Source organism: Thalassococcus sp. S3, assembly GCF_004216475.1.
Classification (GTDB): Bacteria; Pseudomonadota; Alphaproteobacteria; order Rhodobacterales; family Rhodobacteraceae.
In genome coordinates this window covers 2,600,618-2,626,027 of record NZ_CP022303.1, presented here as the reverse complement: position 1 = coordinate 2,626,027, position 25,410 = coordinate 2,600,618, and the positions used below count along the sequence as shown (strand labels likewise).

The window sequence follows — 25,410 nt, the reverse complement described above, 5'->3', positions numbered from 1 at the left end:
GCCCGGTCTTTCAGCTTGGGAGAGGAACGTGATGTTGACCGTAGCGGATATGAGACCGGTCCTCGGTATCGAGGAGGATCAGACCTTTGACGACGCGCTGATCCAGTTCTTTCTGGACGGGGCAAAGGCCCATATGGCGCGGCATCTGCGGCGCGATATCGATGCGGAGTTTGGCCCGAACTATCCGCCCGATCTTCTCGTGGCGCAAACCATGCTGACCGCGCATTTTTATGCCCATCGCGAAGCCGTGGCGGCAGGGGCAAAGGTCGGTGTGCCGCTCGGCTTCGATGCACTCATGGCTGACTTTCGGTCGTTCACATGATCGGGGCCGGAGAATTGAACCGGCGCGTCGTGTTCTACAAGCGCGTCGAGGACAGCCGCAGCGCGCTGAACGAGCCCGTCGGTCGGTTGGTCATATTCCTCATCGCGCGGGCGCGGCGTCGGGATGTGTCGGATGTCGAAAAGATGCAGGCCGGTCGAGAAAGCACTGCTTTGCAAGCCCGCTTCGTAGTGCGGTCCTGCCCGAAAGTACGGCGGATCACGGCAGCGGACAGGCTGACCTGTGACGGTCTCATGTGGGAGATCGTCGGCGTGAAAGAGCTTGATCAGGGCCGCAATCGGTTTCTGGAAATCACAGCGGTGACCAATCGTGAAACCGACGTTCAAAGTTGAAGGTTTCCGCGAGATGGAGCGGGCGCTGATGGCGCTTCCGAAAGCCACGGCCAAAGCCAGCGTGCGCCGCGTGCTGAAGAAAGCCGCGCAGCCCGTTGCCGATGCGGGTCGGGCCAATGCGCCGGAGAAAGACGGAAACCTGAAAGAGAGCTATGGCGTCGGCACGCGCCTCACGAAGCGACAGCGCCGGGTGTCGCCAAAGCAGAGCGAAGTGGAGGTCTATGTCGGCCCGAACGACCCGGCGGCGGTGCAGACGGAGTTCGGCAACCGCCGGCAGGCGGCAGAACCGCATCTGCGCCCTGCCTGGGAGGCCAAGAAGGCCGAGGTGCTGAGGATCATCAAAGAGGAGCTCTGGGCCGATATTGTGAAGTCCGTCGCCCGGTACCGGAAGCGCGTGGCGAAACGAGGCCGGTGATGGAAGAGGCTTTGACGACGCTCGTACTGGGACACGCGCCTCTACGGGATCTTGTGGGTGGTCGGGTCCATTGGTTGCGGCAGCCGCGCGATGCGGAGGGGTTTCCGTATGTGAACCTGACCCTGGTGTCGGACCTGCATGCCTATCACATGGAGGGGCCGTCCGGCCTGCACCGGACGCGTGTGCAAACCGATACCTGGGCTGAGACCTACGGCACTGCGACGTCTGTCAGGCGCGCTTTGACCGATCACCTCTCCGGCTTTCGCGGGCGCGAGGGGGCAATCCGGTTTCAAGGGATCTTCGTGGGCGAGGCCCGCGACTTCAATGACGAAACAACCGGCGGGGAGCGCCAGCTATTCCGCGCCAGCGTTGATCTGGACATCAGCTGGAATGAGGAGGTTTGACCATGACGGACGCGCAGATCGGGTACGGCTCTAAGTTCAAACGCGGGACGGAATCGGTGGGCGAGGTGACAAGCATCGGCCCACCATCACTCAGCCGCGACACTATCGACGCGACCCATATGGAATCGCCGGGCAAGTGGCGCGAGTTCATTGCCGGGCTCAAGGATGGCGGCGAGGTGTCCTGCGATATCCAGTCGAAGCCGTCGACTGCGGCCTATCAGGCAATGGTGGCGGACTTCGACAATGACGATCCGGTCGCTTACGCCATCGAATTTCCGGACGGATCCAAATGGTCGTTTTCGGCCTTCATCACCGGGATGGAGACGTCCGACCCGCTCGAAGACAAGATCGAAACCTCGGCCACTTTCAAGATCACGGGACAGCCCGTCTTCACGGTGCCGGCACCATGAGCAACAAAGTCAAAGGCAAGATCGACTTCGACGTCGATGGGGAAACCTACACTCTGCAATTCACAGCAAACGGCTTCTGCGAACTGGAGGCGGAGTCGGGTCTCACGCCCGGCCAGTTTCTCAAACGGCTGGAGGATCGAGGCGACGAGGATCTGTCCTTCAAGGATGTCCGGTTGCTGTTCTGGGCGGGCTTGCAAGAGCATCACGAGGATCTGACGCAGCGGGATGCGGGGCGCTTGATCACCGATATCGGCGGCATCGTCGTCGCGCTCGAAAAGCTGGGAGAAGCGGTGAACCTTTCCATGCCAGACGCGCCAAAGGGGGGCAAAGGCAAAGCTGGAAAAAAGCCGGCGAAGCGGACACAGACTGGTCGGCGCTCCTCGAAAGCTGGGTAGATCTCGGGCAGGACCCGGCGCTCTTCTGGCATCTCACGCCCCGTGAGATCGACATCGTGATGGCAGGCGCCGTGCGGCGCGTTAGTCGTGAGCAAGAGCGATCCCAGGCCAATGCCTGGATGGCCGCGCAGCTTATGATGATCGGCTTTCACAAACCCAAGAAATTCCCAGCCTTCAAGAAAGTGTCTTCCGCCAAACGCAAGCGGGAGCGCCAGACGTGGCAAGAGCAAAAGGCGGTTGTTCAGGTTCTGAATGCGGCCTTTGGTGGAAAGGTTCTCTGAGACATGGCGAATGCGATCATCGGCGCACTCCGCGCTGTCCTGGGCCTGGATACGGCTGCGTTCGAACAGGGCGTCGGCGTGGCCGAAAAGCGGCTCGCAGGCTTTCGCAAGTCGATGGAGCGCGCCTCACGGAAACTGTCAAAGGCCGGGTCCACGCTCAGCACGCGCGTGACGGCCCCGCTTGCCGGGATCGCGACGGTAGCAGTGCGCTCGTCTCTCAAGACGGTCGATGCGCAGGCCAAGATGGGGGAGAGTTTCGACACCAGTGTCGGGTCTCTGCAGGTGCTGTCACGTGCCGCCGATATCGCCGGGATCTCGCAAGGCGATCTGGAAGGGTCTATGCGCCGGCTGACCCGCCGGATCAGTCTTGCCGAACAGGGGACCGGGGCCGGCGCCAAGGCCTTTGAACGGCTGGGGCTCACGGCGGCTGACTTCGCCGATCTAGACATGGATGAGCGGATCAAACTCATTCAGGAGCGGCTTGCCGAATACGTGCCGGAAGCCGAGCGCGCAGGTGTGGCCTCGCAAATGTTCGGCGATCTGACCGGTTTGGCGATGCTGCGCTTGAATGCGGATGTCATCGAGACTGCCAGAGAGGAGGTCGAGCGCTTCGGTATCGTGATTTCCGAAGTTGATGCCGATCAGATCGAACAGACCAATGATGCGATATCGGCCATGGCGTTGGCGGTGCGCGGCCTTGGCAATCAGGTGACCGTTGCGCTGGCTCCGACAATCCAACGATTGGCTGAAGCTCTGGCCGATGCGGTTGCCTGGTTCAACAATCTGACCCCCGAAACCCAGAGGTTTGTTGCGGTATCCGCGACGTTGGCGGCGGCGCTTGGCCCGGTGCTCATGGGGCTTGGATTTCTGGTATCAGGGCTGGCGGCGCTGGCCTCTCCGATTGGCATCGCCATTTTCGGTTTCGGGGTTGTCGCGGGTGCCGTGGGATATCTCGTGACGCAATGGGATGAGTTGACGGCTCGGCTGCCCGCGTTGGAGGGCCTCGTGGATGTTGCGTCGGATCTTGCAAAGTATTGGGCCGACCTTCCACCGATCAAATGGGCTCTGCTGATCCCGGCTCTGAAATGGGGTCTCTTCATCAAAGCTATTCCGTGGCTCAGCTTGGCAAAGAAGCTGGCCTGGACGGTGCTGATCAAACCGCTTGTTTGGAGCGCGCGCTTTATCCCGGTGATTGGCTGGGCTGTTTTGGCCGGTCAACTGGCTTGGGAGTTTCTGATCAAGCCTCTGAATTGGGGTCGGTTCATCCCGCGTATCGATTGGTCGAAATTCTCCTTCAACTTCTCTTGGGAGCGGATTTTTGACGGCGTTGCTGGGGTAAGCCGAGGGCGCAATGCCGGTCGTAGAACTGGCAAGGCCATGACGGACGGCCTCGCAGAAGGCATCAATGCGGGCGTTCCAGAGGTAGAAGCCGCCGGTGCGAGTGCGGGCGATGCCGCGATCAACGCCGCAGAGCAAGCCGCTGGAATTCAATCACCGTCTCGCGAGTTCATGCGGATCGGGCGTCAGATGATGGAGGGCCTGAAACTCGGCATCGACCAGGAGGCGCCCACCGCTGTCGCGAAGATCGGGAGTGTCGCAGACGATATGATCCAGGCGGCCGAGACGGGCTTTAGTGGTCTCGGCAACGCGATGGCCCCGCTGCAAAACAACGGCGCGTTTCGCTCCGTCACCTCGGGCATTCGCAGCATCAGCGATGCGCTCGCTGATGTGGCGGTCGATGGCCGGGACGCAGGCGAAACGCTTGGACAAGTCTTCAAGCGGATGTCGCGCGACCTGATTTCATCGGGACTGCAGAACTTGCTGTCCTCTGTGTTCAGTCCTCTATCCGGCATTGGCGGTGGCGGAGGGGGCGGTTTTCTGAGCGGCCTCTTCGGCAATGTCTTCGGTGGGTTCTTCGATGAGGGAGGTCGGCTGGGCTCCAATCAATGGGGGATTGTGGGAGAGTACGGCCCGGAGATTGTCGAAGGTCCGGCCAATATCATCTCGCGGCGCGACACGGCCCGTATGTTCGACAATGATCCAACGCCCTGGTTCGCGGAATTGCTTGTGTCCATAACGACCAGTGAGGATCTGCATCAGACCGCTGCGACAGCCGGGGCCAATGCCGCCAATGTCCACATACAGGAACGTCAGCGCGCGCAGGATCGGGGCTTGAACCAGGGGCTTGGCGCTTGACACCCCTCCGTTTCCCGCCCTCCGTCCATGTCACCTCCGGCTGGTTCGACATTATCGGCGCCTTCACCCGCGAGGACACGGCGCTCTCTGGTGTCCCTGGCGGGCGCGGCTCCCCTCTGGGCCATGTGCAGGCGGAACTGTCTCTGCTGATCTACGGCGAGCCCGCCCATAAAGCCTGGCGGGCCTTCACCGCGCAGGCCCCGTTTCGCACCCTGCAGGTGCCGATCCTCACGCGCTTCGGCATGGGCCGGGCGGCGGGTGGGGTCGCGGCCACCCGGACACCTTTTGTTGCGCCACTGGCAGACGGACAGGGCCTCTATTGGGGCGATCACATCGCCAACGGCGCGCTGGTCGAAGATGCGCAGGCGCAATCCACCCGCCTGCATGTGGCGGCTGATCTGACCCTGCAAGCGGGCACGTGGTTCGAGATCGGCTTCGCGGCTTACCGCGTCACTCAGGTGCAGGCGGATGCCGGTGTCCAGCATGTGGAGTTCCAACCTCGTCTGCGCCGGTCGCTCCCGGCGGGAGAGCCGCTCTATTGCGAGACACCGCATGCCTATCTGCGCGGCGCGGTCCCGGTGGGGACGGAGACCCCGGACGGGGCCACGCGGCTGACGATCACACTGACGGAGGATGTGCGCTATGGCTTTGGCCTTGGATGACGGCGGGACGCGGGCGGATCTGCTCGCAATCCCCTCTGCGGAGCTCAACCGCCCGCATATTGCACCGGTCCTCTTCGGCGCGATGGATGTGTTCGATGCGCCCGCCTATTGGTGGACCGGGACGGGCGAGGTGAGGGCCCTCTCGCAGACCTTCCTGGGCTTCGGCGAGATGGTGGGTGTGTCGGAGATCCAGCTGGGCCACATTGCCGGCGCGCGGTTCGTGGATTTCGAGATCCGGGGCGATGTCACGCGGGGCGGGCCGTTCCGGGATCTGACGCGCCGTATCCAGGCCGAACCGGAGGGCATCGTCGGGCGGGAATGTCGGCTGTTTCTCGGCTTTGCGGACTTGCTGGCTCTGGATGGGCTGGCCCTGCTTTGCCCGCCCATCACGCTCTTCAAAAGCAATGTGCTGAGCCATCCGCGCATCCGCATTGCCCGCGACCGGGAGCGCCAGATCAGCCGGATCACGGTCACGGCCGAAGGCCCGCTCACGCGCGTGCGTAAGCCCGGCAATGGGCGGCTGACCGATGCAGCCCAGAAGGTCCGCGCGCCGGGCGACCGGGGGCTGGAATACGTGGCCCCGCTCGCGAAGAACCAGACGCTGGAGCCGGGATGGACGCGGTAGAGATGGCGCTGGCCCTCAACGCGCGGCGCGGCATGGGACAGGCCGATCCCGCACGCCTGCGTCAAGTCTATGAGATGCTCTGCATTGATCCGCTCGCCTATGTCGATCTGCGTGCGAGCAGCGGCATCGTTGGGCGGCTGGGGCGGGACATCGCTAGCGGGGCAGTGATCGCGCAGGAGATCGGCTGGTATGCCGAGGATGGGCAAGGCGTGGCCCGCCTGCGCGGCTTTGAGGCCTGGGCGGCCGAGCAGGGCGCGGATGCGGTCGAGGTCTGTACGGAACCGGGCAAGCGGCTGGATCGTCTGGGCTATACGCTGCACAGCCTCAAATGGCGGACGGTGTAGGAGATGGGGCAGGCGGTTCTGGGCTCGCTCCTGCGCATTGTTGCGGGGCTGGTGCTCAACTTCATTGCCTCGCTGATCTTCCGGCCCAAGCTGCCGGATGCGCCCAAACAGGAAGGCCCCAACGAGATCCGGGAGGCCACCGGGCCGCGCTATCACGGGGTGGGCACCTTCTCGACACCCACGCAATTGATCTTCGCCCAGACCAAACGGGCCAGCCTCGTGGGCGAAGGGACGGGGGACAACATCCTGCACAAGATCGCGGTGATCTCCTCCAGCGCCATCGGGCGCGTCGTGTCTTTCGTGGTGGATGCGCGGCGGGTGGGCGTCGATGGGAACGGGCTGGTCACGACGGAGAAGCTGGCGGGCTATATGCGGATCAGCCACCGCCTGGGCGACGGGCCGGGCGGGGATTATCCGGTGCTGATCGAGCGCTTCGCCGAAGACGATGTCTGGACCGTGGATCACCGCTGCGATGGGCTGGCCACGGTGCTGGCGGAGATGGTGGCGGCGCGCAATGAAGATGTGCAGGAGATCTATCCGAACCAGCAATACACGGCCATCACCGCCATTTGTGAGGCGGCGCCCATCTCCGATCCGCGCAGCCAATCCATGGCCTTCTCGGACAATCCGGCTCTGGCCATGGCGGACTTCGTACAGAAGCCCTGGGCCTTCGATCTCGACGTGGCGCAGATCGATTGGGATGGGATCGCGGCCTTCGCCACGCTCTGCGATGAAGATGTCCCGTCCAAGACCGGCCTGCGCCCGCGCTACCGGATCGGCGGCATCTATCACGAAGAGCAGGACCCGATTGATATCCTGCTGCGCATGGCGCGTGCGGCGGATGCCCGGCCCTATATCACCGCAGAGGGCAAGTTCAGCCTTGCCGGCGGGGTGCCCGGCCCGGTCGATGTGGTGCTGACCGATGATGATATCCTCGAGGTGGAGCAGGGGATCGGGGTGGAGGAGACGGATCTGACGACGATTGCCTCGGGCATGTATTACAGCGCCGAGGCCGGTTATCAGGAGACCGACTTCCCGGAATACGAGAACGCGGTCCTGCTCGCGCACTATGGCGAGCGTCGGCTCGATGTGGACCTGTCGATGTGTCCCGATCATGCCCAGGCGCAGGTGCTGGGCAAGATCAACCTGGCGCGCGCCAATCCGAAGGAAACGGTGAGCATCCGGGGCCGGCTCTCGGCCATCAAGGCGGCGCTGCCGCCGGAGGCGGGCTATCACATGCTGCGGCTCACGTCTGAGGTGGCAGGGATCGACGCGGATTATGAGATCGACGGGCTGCGGCTGGACTGGAGCGCGGAGCGGGGCGTGCGGCTGGGCATCGAGGCGCGGAGCTTCGATCCCGCCGCCTGGACCTGGGACCCGGCAACCGAAGAGAAAGACGCGCCGAAGAATGTGGATGATCTGGGTGTGTCGAGCCGGGTCGATGTGGTGATTGCGATCAGTGCCTATACGTTCGCAAATGACATCCTCACGATCACCCCGGACCTGTCCGACTATGACGGGCAGGTGCAGGGCCAGATCCAGCCCATGCCGGTCCCATTCGATCCCGCCAGCCCGCCTGAGACGGGCTGGGCGGACCTGACGCTAAGCCAGCCCGATCAGATCCTCACCTCCCAGCCCCTCTCGGAAGGGCTTTATCTTCTGCGCCTGCGCTTCCGGCAGCATGGGCGCGGCCCCTGGATCACCCGCCAATTCGACACGTTGGCCGGAACCCTCACGGAGATCTGACATGATCGACTATGTCGCTGCTCACGCCGTGTTCGATGGAACACCGGGCGCAAACCCGGACGGCTGGACGCTGCCCTATTTTGCCTATCACCATCTGCGCCGGCGCTTCCTGCGCTATCGCGGCGACGGAATCACGCCAGCCGTGAACGGCCTTCTGCGCGATGGGGGTGATCCGCTTTACGGCCCCTATCCACTGAGCTGGTCTGACGTGGACGCCTTCCTGTTGCTCTTTGCGTCCAATTACACCGACGACCTGGTGCCGCCGGAGCTGCAGGCGCTGATCACCTCTCTGCGCAACGGGCAGATGATCAACCGTCCCGGCGATGCGCCGGACAATTTTGAGCTCGGCGGGGCCACGCTCTTCATCAGCGCCTATGGCGCGGCGGTGCAGACCAGTACCCCCACGCGGATCGTGCAGCGATCCTTCACGCCGATCCTGCCGGACACGCTGGCCTCTGTGATCTACGGCTTCTTCCGGGTGAGCGATCCGGTCGATCCGGCCGGCGATGCGGTGGGGCTGGGGATCGAATGGTACAAGGCCGACAAAGGCCTGATCAAACGCGAGCTCATCCGCACCGACACGACCCTGCGGGAAGCGGATGGCCGGCGCGTGGTGCGGCGTCTGGTGGAGCCTTTCGGCACGCAAGGGGCCGAGATCGAGGCGCCGGCCAATGCGGCCTATCTCCGGCCCTATCTGGAGACGTTCGGGGTGGATCATGTGACCGGCGCGGATCTGATCGGCGCGCAGGTCTCCGAACTGGTCAATGCCAGCGACGTGCTCTTCCAGGAGGGGTTCCAATGGCCCGAAGAGGTGATCCGACCGATCCCGATCACGGCCACCCATCGGAACGGATCGGAACCGGGCCTCTACCAGCCGGACCCGGAGACGCAGATCCCGGCGGATTGGGTCAAGCCCATCCCGATCACCCCGCTGGACGGGGCGGGCCAGACGGGGCCAGGCCTCTATCAGCCCGCGCTAGAGGTGATCCTGCCGCGATCCTGGGTGGGCGATTACGAGATGGCGGGCACGCTCTTTGTCTCGGGCGGGGGCGAGAACAGTAATGACGGGCGCAGCCTGACCGCACCCGTGCGCGACATCGACCGGGCCATTGAGATTGCCGCTGCCGCGCCGGAGACCGACTGGTCGATCCAGATGTGGCCCGGTCTCTATGCCACGCCGGGCAATCTCGACGTGCCGGACAATGTGGAGATCGTCGGCGTGCAGGGACAACGCTCCGTGGTGCTCCGACCCACGCCGGGCAATGAGACGAACAATGTGTTTAATCTCGGATCGGGGGGCATGTTGCGCAATCTCTCCGCCGTGGGCTGGCAGGTGGATGATCTAAGCCATCCGCGTTCGGGGTTCCTCGCGGCCTTCCGGCAGGACGCGCTGATCCTGCGCACGCTCTATATCGAGCATTGCGTGATGTATCGGGACAGGCCACCGGTGCTGATCCCGCCCAATCTCAACCCGGAGGCGCAGAACCCTGCCGTGGGCAATGGGCCGGGCCTGGTCCTGGCCGATGCCAATACGGCCTCGCCCTATTCCCCCTTCGCGCAGGTGATGATCGAAGCCTCGACTGTCTCCGCGCCCAATGGGATCGGGGTGGTGGCGCGCGGCAACACCTATGTGAATGCGATCAATGCGGTGACGATGTGGGCGCATATCCATTACCGCGCGGAAGGCGGGGCGCTGCTTGCGCTGACCAATTGCGAGACGCAGATGGGCGATTACGCGCTCTGGTCCGAAGGCGCGCGCCCGGTGCCGCTGATCGGCACCGCGGGCGTGCCGCTCTTGGCCCGGCCCGCTGCGGCGCAAACGCTGCGAGAGGCCAAAGCCGCGCTGGAAGACGCGATGTGGGCCGCCGTTCTCGATGCGGGCTGGGGCCAGGTCGATGAGGTGCTGTCGCGCCGAGACGCGGGCTTTCTCGTGGATGCGCTGGCCTATGATCTGGAAGCCGGCCGGCAGGAAAGCACCGAGATCTTCATTCAGGGCATCCACCGCGACGGGGCGTTCGTCGGGGCCGGGCAGGAGGGGGCCTTTATCGCCGGCTGGGTCGGCATGAAGAACGCCATCACCGGATCGATCCTGCCGGGCCAGCCGGGCGCGGAAGTCGCGAGCCTCATCGACCTGATCCTCGACAGCGTGCAGAACCCGCGGTTCCGCCAGCAGCCCAGCGTGATCAATGCGAGCCCGGTGAAGATGTCGCTGCCTTTTGCGGGCGTGAACCTGCGGGCCTTCTACCGTCCGCCACGGGATGCGCGGCAGGCCATCGTGGAGCGCGATCTCGGGCGGGTCGTCTTCTCGGGCTACGAGGACAGCGGCAAGCAATTCTTCACCGGCGGCGCGCTCGTGAATGCGCTCACCGGCAAGTTCGAAGGCCCGCCCGTCAACCGCACCATCAATCCCATCGCGCGCCGCGCCGCCATCATCCAGGGAGGACAATAATGGCCCGTATCTCCACGCAAGGCCCGGCGGTTGCCCGTCCGGTCAAACTCTCGCTCAATGCCGTGCCGTCCATCCCGACCGTGCTGGCCGAAGCCGATGATTACAGTGTCCCGGACGCCCAGCAGGTCTGGCCGCACCGCGATCCCGGCGACATCAACCGGCGCATCCAGCCCGGCGAGGCGCTGATCGAAAGCCCGCTCTTTGTCTATAACGGCGATCCAGGGGAGGCGGTGACGATCACGCTGGATGTGGAGCTGGAAGACGGTACCGTGATCGTCCACAGCGTGACCCGCATCCCGCCCGGCGAGACGGCGAGCCTCCCCATCGCAGGCCAACGGCTCTTGAAGCTGGACCCCGATGCCGCATTCGGCGACCGGCTGCGCGCGACCGCGTCGAAGGCCAATGTGCTGCAGGTCATGGCCTCGGCCACCAAGGGGGCAACAGAGGAGGATCAGCCATGAGCGCCGGTCTGATCTCCGCCCGGCCCTTCGTGAGCGGTCGGGTCCGCAACAATGCGCCGCTCGAGCCGATCCGCCAGCCCCTCGATGCCACGCTGGACCCGGCCGATTATGAAGGCGTGCAGGTCTATGGGGCCGATGGCCAGATCTATTACAGCGATGGCCAGACCTGGTCGGTCCCGGCGCAGGACGTGACCATCACAAGACCCCGCGCGCTGCCGCCCACCAATGCGCTGGAGCAACGCCAGCTTCGGCTCACGCCCTTCTTCTCGCCCTCGGGCCTGTTGCAGACCGGTCTGCTGGTCCAGGTGGCGCGGAGCGAGACGGGCTTTGATGCGCCTCTGTTCGAGCGCACGATCCTGGACAATCTCGCCTCCAGCTACACCACACGCTTTCCCGAAGACGGGCTGGTGCCCGGCGATGTCTTCTGGTGGCGCGGGCTTTACACCGGCACGGAAGGCCAGCGGTCGGCCTTCTCCGTGCCCTTCCAGCAGACCTATCCGGACTTCATCCAGATCCCGGAGCCGATCACCCGCAACGGGATTACGTCAGGCGTGGTGCAGATCACGCCGTTCGACAGCGCCTTTGGCTTTCTCTATGCCGAGACACAGGTGGAGTTCTACGACCCTGCCGATCCCGCCACGCCGCTTCTGAGCGTGACCGAGATCACTGGCGGCACAATCACCATCCCCACCAGCCTCATCGAAGGACAGGAGTATCTCTGGCGCGCGCGTTACGGCGGCCGAGAGGTGATCGCGGGACCGATCACCTATACGGACTGGACCGATCTGCAATCGGTCTTCAACGGCGCCGCTGCGATGGTGCTGGTCTATGATCCGAACCTTGCGGTCAGTCGCGAGATCTCGCTCGGGCTCAATCTCTATGCCGGCGGGGCCGATCTCTTTGCCACCATTGATTGGGGCGATGGCGCGGTCGAGGAGGTCACGACCGCCGGGCGCTATGCCCATGCCTATGCCCCGGAGATGACCGATGTTGTCACCGTCACGCTGAACGGCCAGATCGGCAGCTTCGGCGATCTCGACCGCAGCCAGCCGGGCCTGATCCGGGTCGAAGCCATCGGCACCAAGATGGCGCTGCGCTCGCTGCGGGGCGCCTTCCGGCGCGCCCAAAACCTCACCGTGATCAACGGGGCCTTGCCCAGCGATGTCACCGACATCTCCTATCTCTTCCAGGGCACGCCCTTCGCGCCGGGCCTCTATGCCGCCGTCGAAGGCTTCGAGACCGGTAATGTCACCAACATGGCCTGGATGTTCAGCGACGGCTGCGACTTCAACGGCGATCTCTCGGGCTGGATCGTCTCCAATGTCACCACCTTCGCCGCTATGTTCCGTGAGAACCTCGTCTTCAACCATCCCGGCATCCAAGGCTGGGACACGGGGTCTGCCACTAATATGAGCGAGATGTTTGCCGGTCCCAGCGCGGGCACGCCCTTCAATCAGGATCTGAGCGGCTGGAATGTGGCAAAGGTCACCACCTTCGCGGGCATGTTCCGCAACACGGCCTTCAACCAGGATCTGAGCGATTGGAATACGGGGGCGGCCACCACGATGCGGCAGATGTTCGAGGGCTGTGCGGCCTTCTCCTTTGATCTCTCGCAATGGGATGTGGCGCAGGTGAGCGACTTCGGCAACATGCTGGCGCGGACGAACTATCCCGGCGATGTCTCGGGCTGGGATACGGGCAATATGATCAATGGGGAGGGGCTCTTCCGGGGCACCGAGACGGCGATCACGGGCCTGGAGACCTGGAATACGTCCCGCCTGCGCAATGCGCGGGCGATGTTTGCCTTCACCATCTCGGCCAGCGGCATTGCCAATTGGGAGACCAGCCAGCTCGAGAACATGGCCAGCATGTTCGAAGACATCGAGTCGGCCCCGCCGGTCGAGACCTGGACCGTCTCCAACGTCGCCACGCTGAGCCGCACCTTCCAGAAGGCCCTGAGCGTGCCGGATCTCTCGCTCTGGGACACGCGCTCCTGTGTGAACTTCGAACGCATGCTGGGCGAGGTGCGGTCTTCGATCCGCGATCTCGATCTGTCGCAGTGGAATGTCTCCGCCGGCATCGACTTCGAGGCGATGTTCTCTTCGACCTATGAGGCGGGCGGGGCGGGCTGGACGCTCAATCCGAACCTGGTGGATCTCGACCTGCGCTGGACCCTGCCGGTGGGGGCCTATTCCGACACGCTCATTCGCTTTGCCAATCAGGTCGCCACGAACGGCGCGCCACAAAACGTCACCTTCACCAATTCCAATTGCCTCTATGACGCGACCCCGCGCGATCCCGGCGGGGCTTTCCCCACTGCGGCCGAGGCCCGCGCCTATCTGATCGCGCAGGGCTGGACGATCACGGGAGACAGCCCCGCATGATGATCCATGACCGTATCAGCCAGGACAACACGTCCTGCTTCTGGATTGCCTATGGTCCCGCGCTTCTCCACGGGCAAGTGGCGCCGGGAGAGCGCATCGAGACCGGGCAAGAGTTCCTGGAAGTGTTCACCGATGCCGAAGAACGCGATGCGCGGCTGTCGGAGATCGGCTTTGATCTACCGGCTGCGATCCGCGCGGCAAGAGAGATCCCTACGAACCCCCGCGCCATCCTCGCGGCCCATCGCTGGGAAAGAGAGACAGCGGGGATCAGTCTTCCGGACGGCACGCCGGTGCGGACAGATGAGCGCACAAGGCTGGCCATCACCTCCGGTGTCGCCGCGCTGAAGCTGGAAGCGCCAGGGACAACGGTCGAATGGAAGTTCAGCCACGGCGCCTTCCTCACCGTCGATCTCGAACGCCTCGAAGCCATCCTCTTTGCAGTCTCCCGCCATGTGCAGACCTGTTTCCGGGCCGAGAAAGAGGTGGCCGCTTTGATCGACGCGGGCACCCTCAAGGACCCGCCAGAGCGCGCCTTTGATACCGCCTTTGCGCGGATCGCGGCGGACATGGGGGAGGGGACGTGATGGGACCGCTCTGGCAGCGCACGCGGGACGTGCACCATCGAGCCGAACAGCATCCTTTGGCCAAGGCGATGATGGATGGCACGATCTCGCCGCAGCATTGGGCGGACTGGTTGAATGCCCAGCTCACCTTGCAGCGCGTCCTTGATCCCTATCTGCCGCCCGCCGTCCAGCGCAGCGCAGCCCTGGCCGGGGATCTGCTGTCCATGCTGCCAATTGTGGCCCGACCCAACAAGGCCGCACAGGATCATGCGGAGCGCCTGACCGACATCCAGTCTGTCTTCGGGGCGGCCTATATCCTGATCGGCTCCTACAAGCGCGGCGGGCGGGTCATTGAGAAAGCCATGCAAGCCAAGGGGCTCGATCTGCCGAGCAGCCATGTGCGGTTTGAGGACAATGCCGATGCGGAGCGCTTTGTGACGCGGCTGCGCGAGAGGCGCGATCTGGGCGATGCCGCTTACCGCACCTTTGCCGCCATCATCGACATCATGGATGAGATCCACGGAGAGGAGGCCGGCTGAGTATGGTCGATAAGCCAAACGGCTCACCCTTCACAGCGTCTGAGCGCGCGGTCCTGCACCAGCTCGCCGAGATGTTCTCCGAGAAGGAAGACCGGGATCATCTCCGCCGCTTGTTGGAAGAGGGCGTGACCCTGAAACAGATCATCCTGGCCTACAAGACGAACCGTCGGATGATGGCTACGCTGAAAGCCATCGGGGCGTTGATCGTGCTCCTCGCGGCTGTCGTCGGGGCGATCAAGAGCCTCAATCCATGGCCGAAGTGAGGGAGAAGTGTGTTTTTGAGGTCAAACGTAGCGATCACAGTCTTGAACCCTTTTGTTTGCAATCCTATTGCAGAACTAGAAGCCGGTCTTTTCAAAAATACCGGCGATCAGTGAGCCAAGCCATAACATTGCTTCAGAAAATAGTTTTAGCTTCAAGTCATAACACTTTGCATCACAAAGAAAACATGCGACGTTCGTTGGAGCGAGATTGGTCGGAGCTGTGACATGGGCGCGAACTCAAAAATCGAGTGGACCACGCACACTTTTAATCCTTGGTGGGGCTGTACCAAGGTCTCTGAGGCATGCAAAAACTGCTATGCCGAGGCATGGGCCAAGCGTGTAGGGCAGAACGTCTGGGGACCCAAGCCGCAGCGTCGGCTTCTCAGTGATGCGCACTGGAAACAACCCATTGCATGGAACAAGAAGGCTGAGCGAGATGGCGAGCGACCACGAGTTTTCTGCGCGTCAATGGCAGATGTGTTTGAAGACCGAGATGAGCTGCAGGAACACCGAAGCAGATTGTTCGACCTGATAGAGCAGACCCCAAACCTAGACTGGCTTCTTCTTACTAAGCGTCCTCAAAACGTGGATCGAATGGCGCGCTGGGGCAATGATTGGCCTTGGCATGTCTGGTTGGGAACCACCATCGAAATGCAAAAGAGAGCTGACGAATTGCTTCCCTATCTCGCCGCTACTCCCGCAAAGGTCCGCTTCATTTCCGCAGAACCTCTACTCGGACCGCTAGACATCAATAGATGGCTGGGTAACACTATTGATTGGGTAATTACAGGTGGAGAAAGCGGCCCGAAGGCGCGTCCCGCGTCACCGAAATGGTTTCGCGATTTACACCGTCAATGCATGGAAAACGAGGTTGCTTTCCATTTTAAGCAGTGGGGTGATTGGGCACCAGGCGACGGAGCAAATCTTCCTGCTGCCAGAAAGAAAACTGCACACGATGGAACAAGCATGATGAGAATTGGCAAAAAGAATGCCGGAAGAGTTTTGGATGGCAAGGAGTGGGACCAGCTCCCGAAAACAAGAATGATGTAGACGAACAGCTCCCGCTATTTGGGGAAGTCGATCTACACAGCATCAACTCTGCGAACGATTTCGTCGTGGAGGGAGTTAGGATTCCAGAACGCGGATTGGGTCAACCGCCCGATCAAACGAATGCCAAAAGCAAGCTTATCGCCGAGTACATCGCACTATTCCAGAGAGTGACACAGGGCGGTTTGTACATAGATGGGTTCGCGGCACCGCAGAGTAGGAGACATGAAGAAGCCTGGACGGCTCGGCGCGTTCTCGAAATTGCACCGCCCCGCCTAAGAACGTTTTGGTTGTGCGACAACGACCCTAACGGATTGCAGCAGCTGGAGAAGCTTAAAACCTTGCACCATCGCAATCCTCGATTTCGACGTGTTTTTGTTATGCCCGGGGACTTCAACGTCACAGTCCATACATTGCTGAAGAGTAATCGTCTGACTCGAAGGGCTGCAATCTTCGCACTTCTAGACCAGCGAAATACGGAGTGTCACTGGGCAACTGTCCAAGCCATCGCAAAGCGCTCCAGCGGGATGAAGATTGAACAACTCTATTTCTTTGGCTCAGGCTGGGCGCATCGCTCAATGAAGGCTTCAAAGAAACCTGAGCGGTTAGCTGAGATAGACAAGTGGTGGGGAGATCGAAGCTGGGTTGATCTAAGGAAACTAACCAAACATGATATGGTCCAACGTGTTGTTGATCGGTTCGCAGACGAACTTGGGTATGCTTTTGTGAAACCATATCCGATTTACCAGAGTGATGATGGCAAGCGGAAATCATTCCACTTAATCCATGCGAGCGATCACCCCGAAGCGCCTAAGCTTATGTATCGCGCCTATGCAAAGATATGCGGTGACCGCGCTGGCTCACCGGTGGACAGTCAAAAGTTGCTTCCTGCAAACCTTCCCGAGGTAGCGATCCCGACAAATAGCTGTTTCAAAGAGCCCTGAAAGGTTCATCGAAGCGGTCCCGCTGCCAATTGAAGCAAGCACAAGATCGTCGTTTCTCGCCATCGTTTCGCGCAACTAAGTCGTTGATCCAGAGCGACAGGATATCGGGTCTGCACAGCCTACTAGACTGACATCACCACACATTCACCAGCCCGCCATTGCGCGGGCTTTTTCTATGGGAGATCCACACATGAAGCTTCTGCCAAACTGGAAGGCCATTCTTGTCCGGGCGCATTCGTCCTGGGCGTTTATCCTGAGTGTCCTGGCGCTGATCGCACCAGACGCCATCTATCTGATCTGGGGCATGGACACCTCGCCCCGCCTCTGGTGGGGGATGGGGCTTGCGTTGCTGATCTACGGCATCGTCGGACGGCTCGCGGATCAGGGCATCGACCGGGACACCACGCGCAGCCCGGCTTGGATCGGTCTCGTGGTCTTGCTCGGGTTTATGGTCATCGTCCTGCACGGTGGGGTGACGGATATCGCCCGCGAGCATGCTGGAGAGATCGTCGCGCCGGCAGAAGCGCCATCGCAAAGCCACACGTCCAGCTCTGACGCCTTCCTCGATGCGGCTGTCCCCTTCATCGGCCGATGGGAGGGCCTGCGGCTGGAAGCCTATCAGGACATCGTAGGCGTCTGGACTGTTTGCTATGGCGAGACGAAGGGCGTGCGACCCGGCGACAGCTACACCCGCGCGGAATGTGACGCGATGTTGGCCCGTGAGGTGCTGGCCTATCGCGCGGGGCTGCATCGGTTCTTCACGGATGAGACAGTTTCGGAGCGCCTGCCGATCCCCCGCGACCTCGCCTTTGTCAGCCTTGCCTACAACGTGGGTATCTCAGGGGCGAGCAACAGCACCGCCGTGCGCCGTCTGAACGCCGGAAACGTTTCCGGCGCCTGTGAGGCGCTCACGTGGTGGAACCGTGCTGGGGGCCGGGTGATCCGGGGCCTGGTCAACCGGCGAGCAGAGGAGCGCGCGCTCTGCCTGCAAGGGCTGGTCGCGTGATCCGCACGCTGGCCTATGGCGCGGTGCTGCTGGCGGTCATCATCTTGCTATCCCAGCAGATTGCTCGCGAGCGCGCAGAAAACCGGATGTTGAAAGACCGTCTGGAGGCGGTCGCAGGTGCGAGGGAGGTGGAGAATGTCGCGCGCAGGATGGATGATTGCAGCCTTGTCGATCTGCTCACTGGCGGGCTGCGCTCAGGAAACGGGAGCGCTGTTCTCGGATGTGCAGCGGACCCCGCCGGTGATGAAGCGGACAACGGCCGAATATCTGGTCCGCAATGACCGGGCCGTTGCGGTCTGGATTGGCGAGACTAAGCTGAAATGCGAGCGTTTCAGCTGCGTTCAGTAGCTGAGCGTCGGATATATTGGACCGCAACCTTCGGCTAGCCCCACATCGTCGGGTAAGGGGTAGACGTTCACGTCCGTATTGCCGACCGACTTTACCGCTTGGGCGGCGGTTTCAGCGACAACAAAGCCCTGACCCAAAAGCGGCAGGTCCTGGCTGACGGCAATCGTATAAGACCATTTTCCCATAAGCCTGTCTAGCCGGACCATGGTTGATGAACTGTTAACTGAGATACCCCAGCCTCCCAGCACATGTATCTTCAATGGTTGCAACGCAAATCTCATTGGTCCAGCCGCGTTATTCGGGCCATTTGAGATAGAGAGGTTGGCGTTTGGCTCGCTAAACGATTCTAAACTCGAAAGAGGACAGAATCATTGCCTTATTCTTTTCAGAATGTGATTGTTTCAGCGCTTCATTTTACGAGGTGCATTGATGAGAACGCCTACAAGCCACCTTTGCGAGATCAGCGGCCCCTTAGTAGCGCTTTTGCTCTTATACCTCTCAAGTCCATTTGCTCAGGCACAAGAGTCCTTGAGCCCTCAACTGCGAGATTCACTGCAACCACTTGAAGATGCAGTGCAACTACCTGAGAATGCGTTCGCGGATTTTTCAGGTCCAGGGCAGCGCAAAGATGAGGGTATCTCACCAACCCAGCTGATGTCGGCTACAGGTGAGCTAGGCCTGATGGTTGTCGAGCCGAAGACCAAGCTTTCTATTCTTACAACAGCGTGCACGGGCACTTCCGATAGCCTAGGCTTCTGCAAAAGCGTAGAAAGTGAAATTAGGGCTCTTGGAGAAAAATCGTTTTGCGAGAAGTATTGGGCGCTATGCAAGCCAGACGCGGGCGATTGGTCTTTTACCGATGGGAAAGCGCAGGCTCTAATAGAGATTGAGTTGTCAAGTGCGCTTCCAGGCGGAAGTGCATTTGAGTATTGGAACGACCTGCAGTCGTTGTCCGGCGGCATTGAAAAGTCTTCAGGTAGGTCAGGTGTTGTTGTTCTAACCGCTGGCGGAGAACCGGACCCGAGTTGGGACTCCAAGCAGACGCTCGACCCGTCTCATTGGCAGGGGGAGGGGGTCCCCAAGCTTGTCCTGCAGTTTGGCGGATTTGAGCATCTGTGGCCAGTATCCACGAGGGTTTTCTCTGGTCCTGCCCAGTACCCGCCAAGCGGCTTTTTCGGCTATGGAATGCTGATTTATGGCGAAACGACGTTTGTATTCGATGAGACGAGTAGAAATGTTGAAATATGCCGGTCGTACTTTTCATCTATGCAAGACGTTGAAACTATGGTCGAGGCAGGTATTGAAAGCGAAAAACAGTTCATTACAGTTTTCCCAATAGTCAGCGACTCCATAGCAGACAAGCTCAACTCATTGAGTAATTTCGATTGTGAAACGGCCCTGCTTAGTTATGGTCATGTTGCCGCCGAGTTGGCTATGGTCGCAGCCCGTCGCGCAGGTTTTTCCGATGATACGCGGGGACCTTGGTTGATTGGATGGGTGCCATCTTCAAAAATTGGTGCTCCTGATCAGCGATTTGTGAGCTTGGATTTATCGGAGGCTGAGACTTACAACGATGCTTTTTCACTCTTCCGTGCATGGGGAAACAAGATTTATTCCGCCGCGACAATGGAAGATGAGCCGGAATTGACCCTTCGCGACAATCTAAGGGACCTAGCCGATGATCTTGGTGAGAACGTTTTGAAGGTTTTCGGGTTTTAATCGATGGAAGTACTCAAGTTTCTTTTCGAGCGTGCCGCTATCGGTAGTATTATAGGTTTTTTGTTGGGGCTCGCATTGTCAGCTTGGATAGCCCCTAACACATCTGCAGGTACAGTGCTCATACTATTGGTTTCAATTCTAGTATGCGTATTGGTACAAATCGCGTCGATGAGTATTTTTCGCTGGTGGTTTAGGTAAACAAACACATGTCACTGACCTAGGCGCGTTAATATCAGACATCGGTATTGTGTGAAAGAAAGACGGCAAGACCTGTCAATGACCACGTCAACCGAATTTCAATAGCCAGAACCATTTTGTCAGATTATGAGCCCACTGGCTCCAATCACCTGCGCCAATCTTACCGTTGTGAACGGGGATACCGTTCGCTGTGACGGCGAGTTGCTGCGGCTCCTCGGTAACTGCACGCCAAACGTGGTTGGTATTGATACGCTAGAGCTACGCACCTACGATTGCCGATCGGAGGCCAAACCTGCCAAGCGCGCGAGATATACTACGGGTATTTCTGCCGGCCGTTGTTGCTATAGAAGATAGCGGGACTCGCGACGAGACACGGCAACAACGTCGACTGGTCAAGCTGTGGGTCAATACGAACCTTGATCGGATGACAGCAGGTGAGATTCTGATGCGCGAGAGTGGCGTCCTGATCGGGCCGTTGATTGGTGTAGTTGATGTCAGCTATGCGGACCGAAGCGTCCATTCGCTGCGACCGCACCAATGTCTGCTCGTTACCTAGCAGATAGACTGGTCATACCATCAATATCGTTCGCCACTTGGTTGGAAAACTTGCTTGACGCTTTCGTCTGCTTCTTGCGTTGTCTCGGTCTATATTTTGTTGACCAAATCTTGAACGTGCCGGAGCGCTTCTTCATAATTTCCTCTAGGTAGGGACACTGGACTCCCATCAGGCATCGTGTAGTTGCTCTGGTCCGGCAAACGGTGCAACGGGATACCTAAACTAGCAGACACTTTCCCAGATGTATGAAAGTCCTTGACGTCAGAAAAATAGAGATTTTTCCAGCTGTTGCGAGTAGTCGGTGGCGTTGCCGCAGGAGCGAAGATCGAACTATCTGATTGATATTGCTGCCATCCAAAATCAATTATTTCGCTTCTGACCGCATTATATGCAGTCGCTGCCCCTAAGTTGCTAGTATAGCTATTGAACGGTATTTCAAATATTGTTGGAAGTGTCAGGTTATTACTTTGGATTTGATTGGTGAATGTTAAGACGTTTTGAGCATAATTCCGGACCGCCGCAGAGGGGTACTTTCCGTAAAGTAGCATTAGAATGCCCTTAATACCCTCAATCGAGCTATAGTCCGCCATGACAGGAACGACCAAGAAATCAGACGAAACCAAGGCCATTTGCGTATAAATTGAAAAACTCGGATTACAGTCAATAAAGACCTTCATCGAAGAGTATTCGGACCTCTGAAGTTCGAGTTCACATAGCCTGCGAATCGCAGTGACGAACTCGCGCCAGGCGTTCACATTCGCTGGGTTCATAGTAGCGAAATTTAGTGCAAGAGTCAGGGATTCGAGAAATGTATCACCGGCTAGCAAGTGCAAATTTTGTGAGATAACTGGATTGTATCTACTAACTTGTACCAAATAGCTTGAAGGTGTACTGGTGAAACCGGAATTTCCGCCCACCAGCCAATCCATAAACCCCACTATATTTCTGCGTGAAGACTGAGACTGGAGGCGTTGATTGGCCCTGTACCCACTATGTCCACCGCCCAAAAGAAACTGTGAGATATTAGATTGTGGGCAAAGGTCTATGACGACCACAAGCTCACTAGGGTTTGTCTCTGCGTATAGGCAGGCAACGTTTTGGCAAAGCGTGGTTTTCCCAACCCCGCCTTTGTTGTTATAAAAGGAAAAAATGGAAGTGCTCAACGGTGCATACCTCAGTTGACTCGTAGCCGTTTTAGATAGCACCTTAACTCTAGAAATTCACCCCTTAATTTGAGGTTTTGGCGAGGCATCCTGGCAACCAAAAAAGACGCTTCAGCTCTTACGACCGAAGGATATGCAGCGGCTCACATGACGCTCCATGTTCGCCGATGAAGCGACATAGATTTCGGTTTCATTTGCCTTGCCAAGTCTTAAAAACGAGTGTTCGCATGCCTCGCAGCATCTGCCACTCTGGGCTTGAAACAGCCTTTGCGTCCATTACCCTCAGATCGTATGTGGCTCGCGCGCCAGCACATGAGGATGATCTCAGATCCATGGGATGCTCAGAGCCCAAGGTCGGCCCGCAATAGACGGTTCACGCGTTCGCTGGTCGATCCTTTTACCGTCTTCAGCCTTTCCACCACATCCGGGTCCAGCATGACGTTGACACGCTTCTTCTTCTGCGACTCCGGCAGGGCAGGGCGACCAGGCTTGGCCTTCGCGAAGAAGTCATCGTCTAGCTCTCTCACTTCGCCTTTGGCATCGGTGTATGGCTTAGCTTTGGTCATAGCGTCGTTGCTCCCGTGTGTTGGCCTTGCGCAGTGAGATCACGCGCAGAGCATTGTCTCGTGGCGTCCATGCCATAACGTGCAGGCGCCCGTGGATCAGTCCGATGGTGACAAAGCGAGGTTCGCCGTAATCGGCGCGGGTGTCTTCGGCGGTCAGAGCGGTGTCCCATTCCAGGTCGGCCACGTCTGCGAAGTCAATGCCGCGCTGATCCAGCGTCTCTTGGCGTTTCGCATCATCCCATTCGATATCCATATAATAAACATACAAATTTTTACCTTGGTGGACAATAGATATACACACTTTAATCAGTAAAAATATCGCCTGACACAAGCTTTGGCTTGGCACGTCGAATATCGCAAAGCTATGTCTGCATTGCTAGTGTTCCTATTTTGTTCCTGTCGTGCCTTTCGAGTCCGTTACCCTTGGTCTTAAGTTCAATATCCGCTTCGAACATCTCACGGCGCGTGATGTGTTGATCGTCACGTGTCCGAGCTGCAACAAGCGATGGGAGGTGCCGCCGTACAAGCTGCTGGAGCGCTTTCATGCGTATCACCGGATCGATCCCGCGATCTCTGGCACATTCAAATGCACGCGCTGCGGCTTCGACCGTGAGCCCTACTGGCACATCATGCGGGCGGTTGGCCCGGAATACCCTCGGATCGCGTAGGGGTATCTCCATGACTGAGTTCACCTACAGCTTGTGCATCATCGGAGGGCAGACAGCGCCAGACGACTATGTGGTCAGATATCGCGGTCAGACATGGGAGGTGGGGCGCGTGATGTTCTACGACAGCGGCCCGCAACAGCGTTGGCAGTGGAGCACCTTCACTTATCCTTGCGCCAATGGCGTGGCGTACAGTTTGAATGTGGCCTTGGATGAGTTGAAGGTTGCGATCATGGCGCTGCCAGAGGAAGCGCGGTGCAAGCATAACGGGCCAGGAGCCGGCCGGCGCAGAAGCAGGCCGTCGGACTTTCGGTAACGCGGCGTTTGGTGTGCAGCCAACGCTGATGCAGTGGCTGTCTGTTCGCATGAGTTTGAATTGAACACCTTTTTCCAACTCTTTGAAAAAATATCATATTATCATGTATTTACATGCGCGTTAGCGTGCTTTGGGTACAGGGGGTCGTAGGTTCGAATCCTGCCGCCCCGACCACTTCTTCTTGGTCCAGTTTTGACATGCGCGATCTCTCAATGTCTTTGAGTGGCGTGACAGCCAATTCATGATCGCATTGGACACCTGAGCAGCCCAACAAAATCGGGCCTTGCATATAACGGTATTTCTGGTTATTTAGGGATTTATGGATCAGACAGCATCAACCTCCCGTGCCTTGGCCGCTCTCGGCCACGAAGCGCGACTTTCCATTTACCGCCTGCTTGTCAGGGCCGGGGCCGACGGGCTGATCGTGGGCGATATCGCGGATCACACAGGTCTGCCCTTGTCCACGCTGGCCCATCATCTGCGTCAGCTTGTCTCTGCCGGGCTTGTCGTCCAGGAAAAGCGGGGGAGGGAGGTTGTGAACCGCGCGGATTATGACGCAATGAACCGCACGCTCAGGTTTCTGACCGAAGAGTGCTGCAAGGGTGTGGCCGTTATTCGAGAGGACGTCGCATGATGTTTAATCGTACTTTCTTTCGGCCAAAAGAAACTATAAAACTAAGGATAACACGATGACTGATGCCGTTCTTCGCCTTTCGGGCCGTGGTCTTTCGATCGGTCGCTATCTGTGGTCGCATGAACGCGTTTGGCTTGCCGCTGCCGCGATCCTGGCGCTGGTTGCGCTGCTGGACCCGGTGCAAGGCGGCGAGAGCCTTGCGTTCACGATCCGGGCCCTTCTTCAAACGGCGCCTTATCTGATCCTGTCCATCGGGATTGCCGCTTATGCGGGCGCGACGGGCGCGGACAATCTGATCGCCAAGGCCTTTACCGGCGCGCCGGTTCTGATGATCGCGCTTGCTGCCGCCTTCGGGGGGCTGTCGCCGTTCTGCTCCTGCGGGGTGATCCCGCTGATCGCGGCGCTGCTGGCGATGGGCGTACCCTTGTCGGCGGTGATGGCCTTCTGGCTTGCCTCACCGGTCATCGACCCGTCGATGTATGTTCTGACGGCGGGCGTGCTCGGGTTCGAATTCGCGACCGCGAAGACATTGGCCGCCATCGGTCTTGGTCTTTTCGGGGGCTATGTGACATTGCTTCTGAACCGCGCGGGCGCCTTCATCGACCCCTTGCGGGAGGGGGTGGGCAACGGGGGGTGCGGTGCATCGTCGGTGCGCGATCCCAAACCGCCGGTCTGGGCCTTCTGGCGAGAGCCCGCGCGGCGGGAGAAGTTCGCCAGTCAGGCCCTGAAAACCACGTTGTTCTTGTTCAAATGGCTAACACTGGCCTTTGTTCTCGAAAGCCTGATGATCGCCTTTGTCCCTGCCGAGTGGGTTGCAACAGCGGTGGGCGGCGACGGCATCGGCTCGGTGCTGATCGCCACGCTGGTCGGCGTGCCCGCCTATCTTAACGGTTATGCCGCGCTGCCCCTCGTTTCGGGCCTGATCGAACAGGGCATGGCACCCGGCGCGGGCATGGCCTTCCTCGTGGCCGGCGGCGTGACGTCGCTGCCCGCGGCCATCGCGGTGTGGGCGCTTGCCAAGCGTCAGGTCTTTGCCCTCTATGTTGGGTTGGCTTTGAGCGGCTCTTTGGCAAGCGGCCTGCTGTTCCAGGCCTGGATCGGAGTATGACCGAAGCTGCTGGCGGGAGGGCTGCGACCGATGGGCGGACAGCATAGTATCGACGATCAAAGCCGTTTCGGGGTGAACGTGGTGCGTATGAATAAGGGTCATAAAGGTGCCGGTGAATTGATCCGGCCGTCGACGGATGCCCCGCGTTCTGCGCGCCATGATAAATCTTATCTCGGCAGCAAAGAGGTGTTTGCCGATCCTCGCGCGGCCCAGCAGGCCTTTATCGACAAGGCCCATACAGGAAACATCGTCGTCGTGCCTTGATCGAAGATCCGGCGCCATCCCGTGCGGGCGGTGGAGGCTGCGGTCAACGAAAGGCTTCAGCATCACG

General features: G+C 59.9%; 32 protein-coding genes. 28 read left to right on the top strand and 4 right to left on the bottom strand.

The features are described 5' to 3' along the window. The first annotated feature begins 31 nt into the window (after positions 1–31). From CFI11_RS13035 to CFI11_RS12935, 22 genes are all read left to right on the top strand, one after another. Complete coding sequence (locus CFI11_RS13035; RefSeq protein WP_130406613.1) at positions 32–322, top strand: head-tail connector protein; 291 nt, start codon at positions 32–34, stop codon at positions 320–322. After that, complete coding sequence (locus tag CFI11_RS13030) at positions 319–672, top strand: phage head closure protein (RefSeq protein WP_130406611.1); 354 nt, start codon at positions 319–321, stop codon at positions 670–672. The genes CFI11_RS13035 and CFI11_RS13030 overlap by 4 nt, the downstream gene beginning before the upstream one ends. Further along, positions 650–1,087, top strand: a complete 438-nt coding sequence (locus CFI11_RS13025) for an HK97-gp10 family putative phage morphogenesis protein (RefSeq protein WP_130406609.1) — start codon at positions 650–652, stop codon at positions 1,085–1,087. The genes CFI11_RS13030 and CFI11_RS13025 overlap by 23 nt, the downstream gene beginning before the upstream one ends. After that, positions 1,087–1,491 (top strand): DUF3168 domain-containing protein, encoded by a 405-nt coding sequence (locus tag CFI11_RS13020; protein WP_130406607.1) that lies wholly within the window; start codon positions 1,087–1,089, stop codon positions 1,489–1,491. Before CFI11_RS13025 ends, CFI11_RS13020 begins: the two co-directional genes overlap by 1 nt. Before the next feature lie 2 nt (positions 1,492–1,493). Next, on the top strand, positions 1,494–1,901 hold the full coding sequence (locus CFI11_RS13015) for a phage tail tube protein (protein WP_130406605.1): 408 nt from the start codon (positions 1,494–1,496) through the stop codon (positions 1,899–1,901). Then, positions 1,898–2,296, top strand: a complete 399-nt coding sequence (locus CFI11_RS13010) for a GTA-gp10 family protein (protein WP_165390257.1) — start codon at positions 1,898–1,900, stop codon at positions 2,294–2,296. Before CFI11_RS13015 ends, CFI11_RS13010 begins: the two co-directional genes overlap by 4 nt. 119 nt (positions 2,297–2,415) lie before the next feature. Next, positions 2,416–2,577, top strand: coding sequence for a hypothetical protein (locus CFI11_RS24315; RefSeq protein WP_165390256.1), 162 nt, complete (start codon positions 2,416–2,418; stop codon positions 2,575–2,577). A 3-nt stretch (positions 2,578–2,580) separates the two neighbouring features. Next, positions 2,581–4,773, top strand: coding sequence for a hypothetical protein (locus tag CFI11_RS13005; RefSeq protein WP_130406601.1), 2,193 nt, complete (start codon positions 2,581–2,583; stop codon positions 4,771–4,773). Further along, positions 4,770–5,435 (top strand): hypothetical protein, encoded by a 666-nt coding sequence (locus tag CFI11_RS13000; protein WP_130406599.1) that lies wholly within the window; start codon positions 4,770–4,772, stop codon positions 5,433–5,435. Before CFI11_RS13005 ends, CFI11_RS13000 begins: the two co-directional genes overlap by 4 nt. Then, complete coding sequence (locus tag CFI11_RS12995) at positions 5,416–6,060, top strand: hypothetical protein (RefSeq protein ID WP_130406597.1); 645 nt, start codon at positions 5,416–5,418, stop codon at positions 6,058–6,060. Before CFI11_RS13000 ends, CFI11_RS12995 begins: the two co-directional genes overlap by 20 nt. Further along, on the top strand, positions 6,048–6,404 hold the full coding sequence (locus CFI11_RS12990; protein WP_130406595.1) for a hypothetical protein: 357 nt from the start codon (positions 6,048–6,050) through the stop codon (positions 6,402–6,404). Before CFI11_RS12995 ends, CFI11_RS12990 begins: the two co-directional genes overlap by 13 nt. 3 nt (positions 6,405–6,407) lie before the next feature. After that, positions 6,408–8,150: a hypothetical protein gene (locus CFI11_RS12985; RefSeq protein ID WP_130406593.1), complete on the top strand. Its 1,743-nt coding sequence runs from the start codon at positions 6,408–6,410 to the stop codon at positions 8,148–8,150. A gap of 1 nt (position 8,151) precedes the next feature. Continuing rightward, positions 8,152–10,599, top strand: coding sequence for a hypothetical protein (locus tag CFI11_RS12980; RefSeq protein ID WP_130406591.1), 2,448 nt, complete (start codon positions 8,152–8,154; stop codon positions 10,597–10,599). Then, on the top strand, positions 10,599–11,060 hold the full coding sequence (locus CFI11_RS12975) for a hypothetical protein (protein ID WP_130406589.1): 462 nt from the start codon (positions 10,599–10,601) through the stop codon (positions 11,058–11,060). Before CFI11_RS12980 ends, CFI11_RS12975 begins: the two co-directional genes overlap by 1 nt. After that, positions 11,057–13,444 carry a BspA family leucine-rich repeat surface protein gene (locus CFI11_RS12970; protein WP_130406587.1) on the top strand — a complete coding sequence of 796 codons (2,388 nt, stop codon included), beginning with the start codon at positions 11,057–11,059 and terminating at the stop codon, positions 13,442–13,444. Before CFI11_RS12975 ends, CFI11_RS12970 begins: the two co-directional genes overlap by 4 nt. After that, entirely contained in the window at positions 13,441–14,028 is a 588-nt protein-coding gene (locus CFI11_RS12965; protein WP_130406585.1) for a DUF4376 domain-containing protein, read from the top strand. Before CFI11_RS12970 ends, CFI11_RS12965 begins: the two co-directional genes overlap by 4 nt. Next, a complete protein-coding gene (locus CFI11_RS12960; RefSeq protein ID WP_130406583.1) occupies positions 14,028–14,546 on the top strand; it encodes a hypothetical protein in 519 nt (172 codons plus the stop codon). Before CFI11_RS12965 ends, CFI11_RS12960 begins: the two co-directional genes overlap by 1 nt. A 2-nt stretch (positions 14,547–14,548) precedes the next feature. Beyond that, the gene (locus CFI11_RS12955; RefSeq protein WP_130406581.1) at positions 14,549–14,809 is read left to right on the top strand and encodes a hypothetical protein; all 261 of its coding nucleotides are present in this window, start codon (positions 14,549–14,551) and stop codon (positions 14,807–14,809) included. A gap of 225 nt (positions 14,810–15,034) precedes the next feature. Beyond that, a complete protein-coding gene (locus CFI11_RS12950; RefSeq protein ID WP_130406579.1) occupies positions 15,035–15,859 on the top strand; it encodes a DUF5131 family protein in 825 nt (274 codons plus the stop codon). Then, positions 15,826–16,800, top strand: coding sequence for a three-Cys-motif partner protein TcmP (tcmP, locus tag CFI11_RS12945; protein ID WP_130406577.1), 975 nt, complete (start codon positions 15,826–15,828; stop codon positions 16,798–16,800). Before CFI11_RS12950 ends, tcmP begins: the two co-directional genes overlap by 34 nt. Positions 16,801–16,990: 190 nt before the next feature. After that, the gene (locus tag CFI11_RS12940) at positions 16,991–17,806 is read left to right on the top strand and encodes a lysozyme (RefSeq protein ID WP_254448916.1); all 816 of its coding nucleotides are present in this window, start codon (positions 16,991–16,993) and stop codon (positions 17,804–17,806) included. Then, positions 17,803–18,087, top strand: a complete 285-nt coding sequence (locus CFI11_RS12935) for a hypothetical protein (protein ID WP_130406573.1) — start codon at positions 17,803–17,805, stop codon at positions 18,085–18,087. The genes CFI11_RS12940 and CFI11_RS12935 overlap by 4 nt, the downstream gene beginning before the upstream one ends. Positions 18,088–18,147: 60 nt before the next feature. Here the strand turns inward: CFI11_RS12935 and CFI11_RS12930 are convergent, their stop codons facing one another. Further along, positions 18,148–18,339, bottom strand: coding sequence for a hypothetical protein (locus CFI11_RS12930; protein ID WP_130406571.1), 192 nt, complete (start codon positions 18,337–18,339; stop codon positions 18,148–18,150). Positions 18,340–18,583: 244 nt separating this feature from the next. Here CFI11_RS12930 and CFI11_RS12925 point away from each other — a divergent pair, with 244 nt between their 5' ends. Next, positions 18,584–19,873, top strand: a complete 1,290-nt coding sequence (locus CFI11_RS12925; RefSeq protein WP_217358692.1) for a hypothetical protein — start codon at positions 18,584–18,586, stop codon at positions 19,871–19,873. A gap of 843 nt (positions 19,874–20,716) precedes the next feature. Here CFI11_RS12925 and CFI11_RS12920 read toward each other — a convergent pair. From CFI11_RS12920 to CFI11_RS12910, 3 genes are all read right to left on the bottom strand, one after another. Then, positions 20,717–21,832 (bottom strand): ParA family protein, encoded by a 1,116-nt coding sequence (locus tag CFI11_RS12920; protein ID WP_254448915.1) that lies wholly within the window; start codon positions 21,830–21,832, stop codon positions 20,717–20,719. Between the two features lie 299 nt (positions 21,833–22,131). Continuing rightward, positions 22,132–22,356: a BrnA antitoxin family protein gene (locus tag CFI11_RS12915; RefSeq protein WP_130406565.1), complete on the bottom strand. Its 225-nt coding sequence runs from the start codon at positions 22,354–22,356 to the stop codon at positions 22,132–22,134. After that, on the bottom strand, positions 22,343–22,609 hold the full coding sequence (locus CFI11_RS12910) for a BrnT family toxin (protein ID WP_130406563.1): 267 nt from the start codon (positions 22,607–22,609) through the stop codon (positions 22,343–22,345). Before CFI11_RS12910 ends, CFI11_RS12915 begins: the two co-directional genes overlap by 14 nt. A 259-nt stretch (positions 22,610–22,868) precedes the next feature. On the opposite strand from CFI11_RS12910, the gene CFI11_RS24495 reads away from it, so the two are divergent. From CFI11_RS24495 to CFI11_RS12890, 5 genes are all read left to right on the top strand, one after another. After that, the gene (locus tag CFI11_RS24495; protein ID WP_217358691.1) at positions 22,869–23,024 is read left to right on the top strand and encodes a hypothetical protein; all 156 of its coding nucleotides are present in this window, start codon (positions 22,869–22,871) and stop codon (positions 23,022–23,024) included. A gap of 10 nt (positions 23,025–23,034) precedes the next feature. Further along, complete coding sequence (locus CFI11_RS12905) at positions 23,035–23,337, top strand: hypothetical protein (RefSeq protein ID WP_130406561.1); 303 nt, start codon at positions 23,035–23,037, stop codon at positions 23,335–23,337. Between the two features lie 319 nt (positions 23,338–23,656). After that, positions 23,657–23,971, top strand: a complete 315-nt coding sequence (locus tag CFI11_RS12900; RefSeq protein ID WP_130406559.1) for a helix-turn-helix transcriptional regulator — start codon at positions 23,657–23,659, stop codon at positions 23,969–23,971. A gap of 55 nt (positions 23,972–24,026) precedes the next feature. After that, positions 24,027–25,079, top strand: coding sequence for a permease (locus CFI11_RS12895; protein WP_130406557.1), 1,053 nt, complete (start codon positions 24,027–24,029; stop codon positions 25,077–25,079). A gap of 30 nt (positions 25,080–25,109) precedes the next feature. Further along, entirely contained in the window at positions 25,110–25,343 is a 234-nt protein-coding gene (locus tag CFI11_RS12890; protein ID WP_130406555.1) for a hypothetical protein, read from the top strand. Positions 25,344–25,410 lie beyond the last annotated feature (67 nt).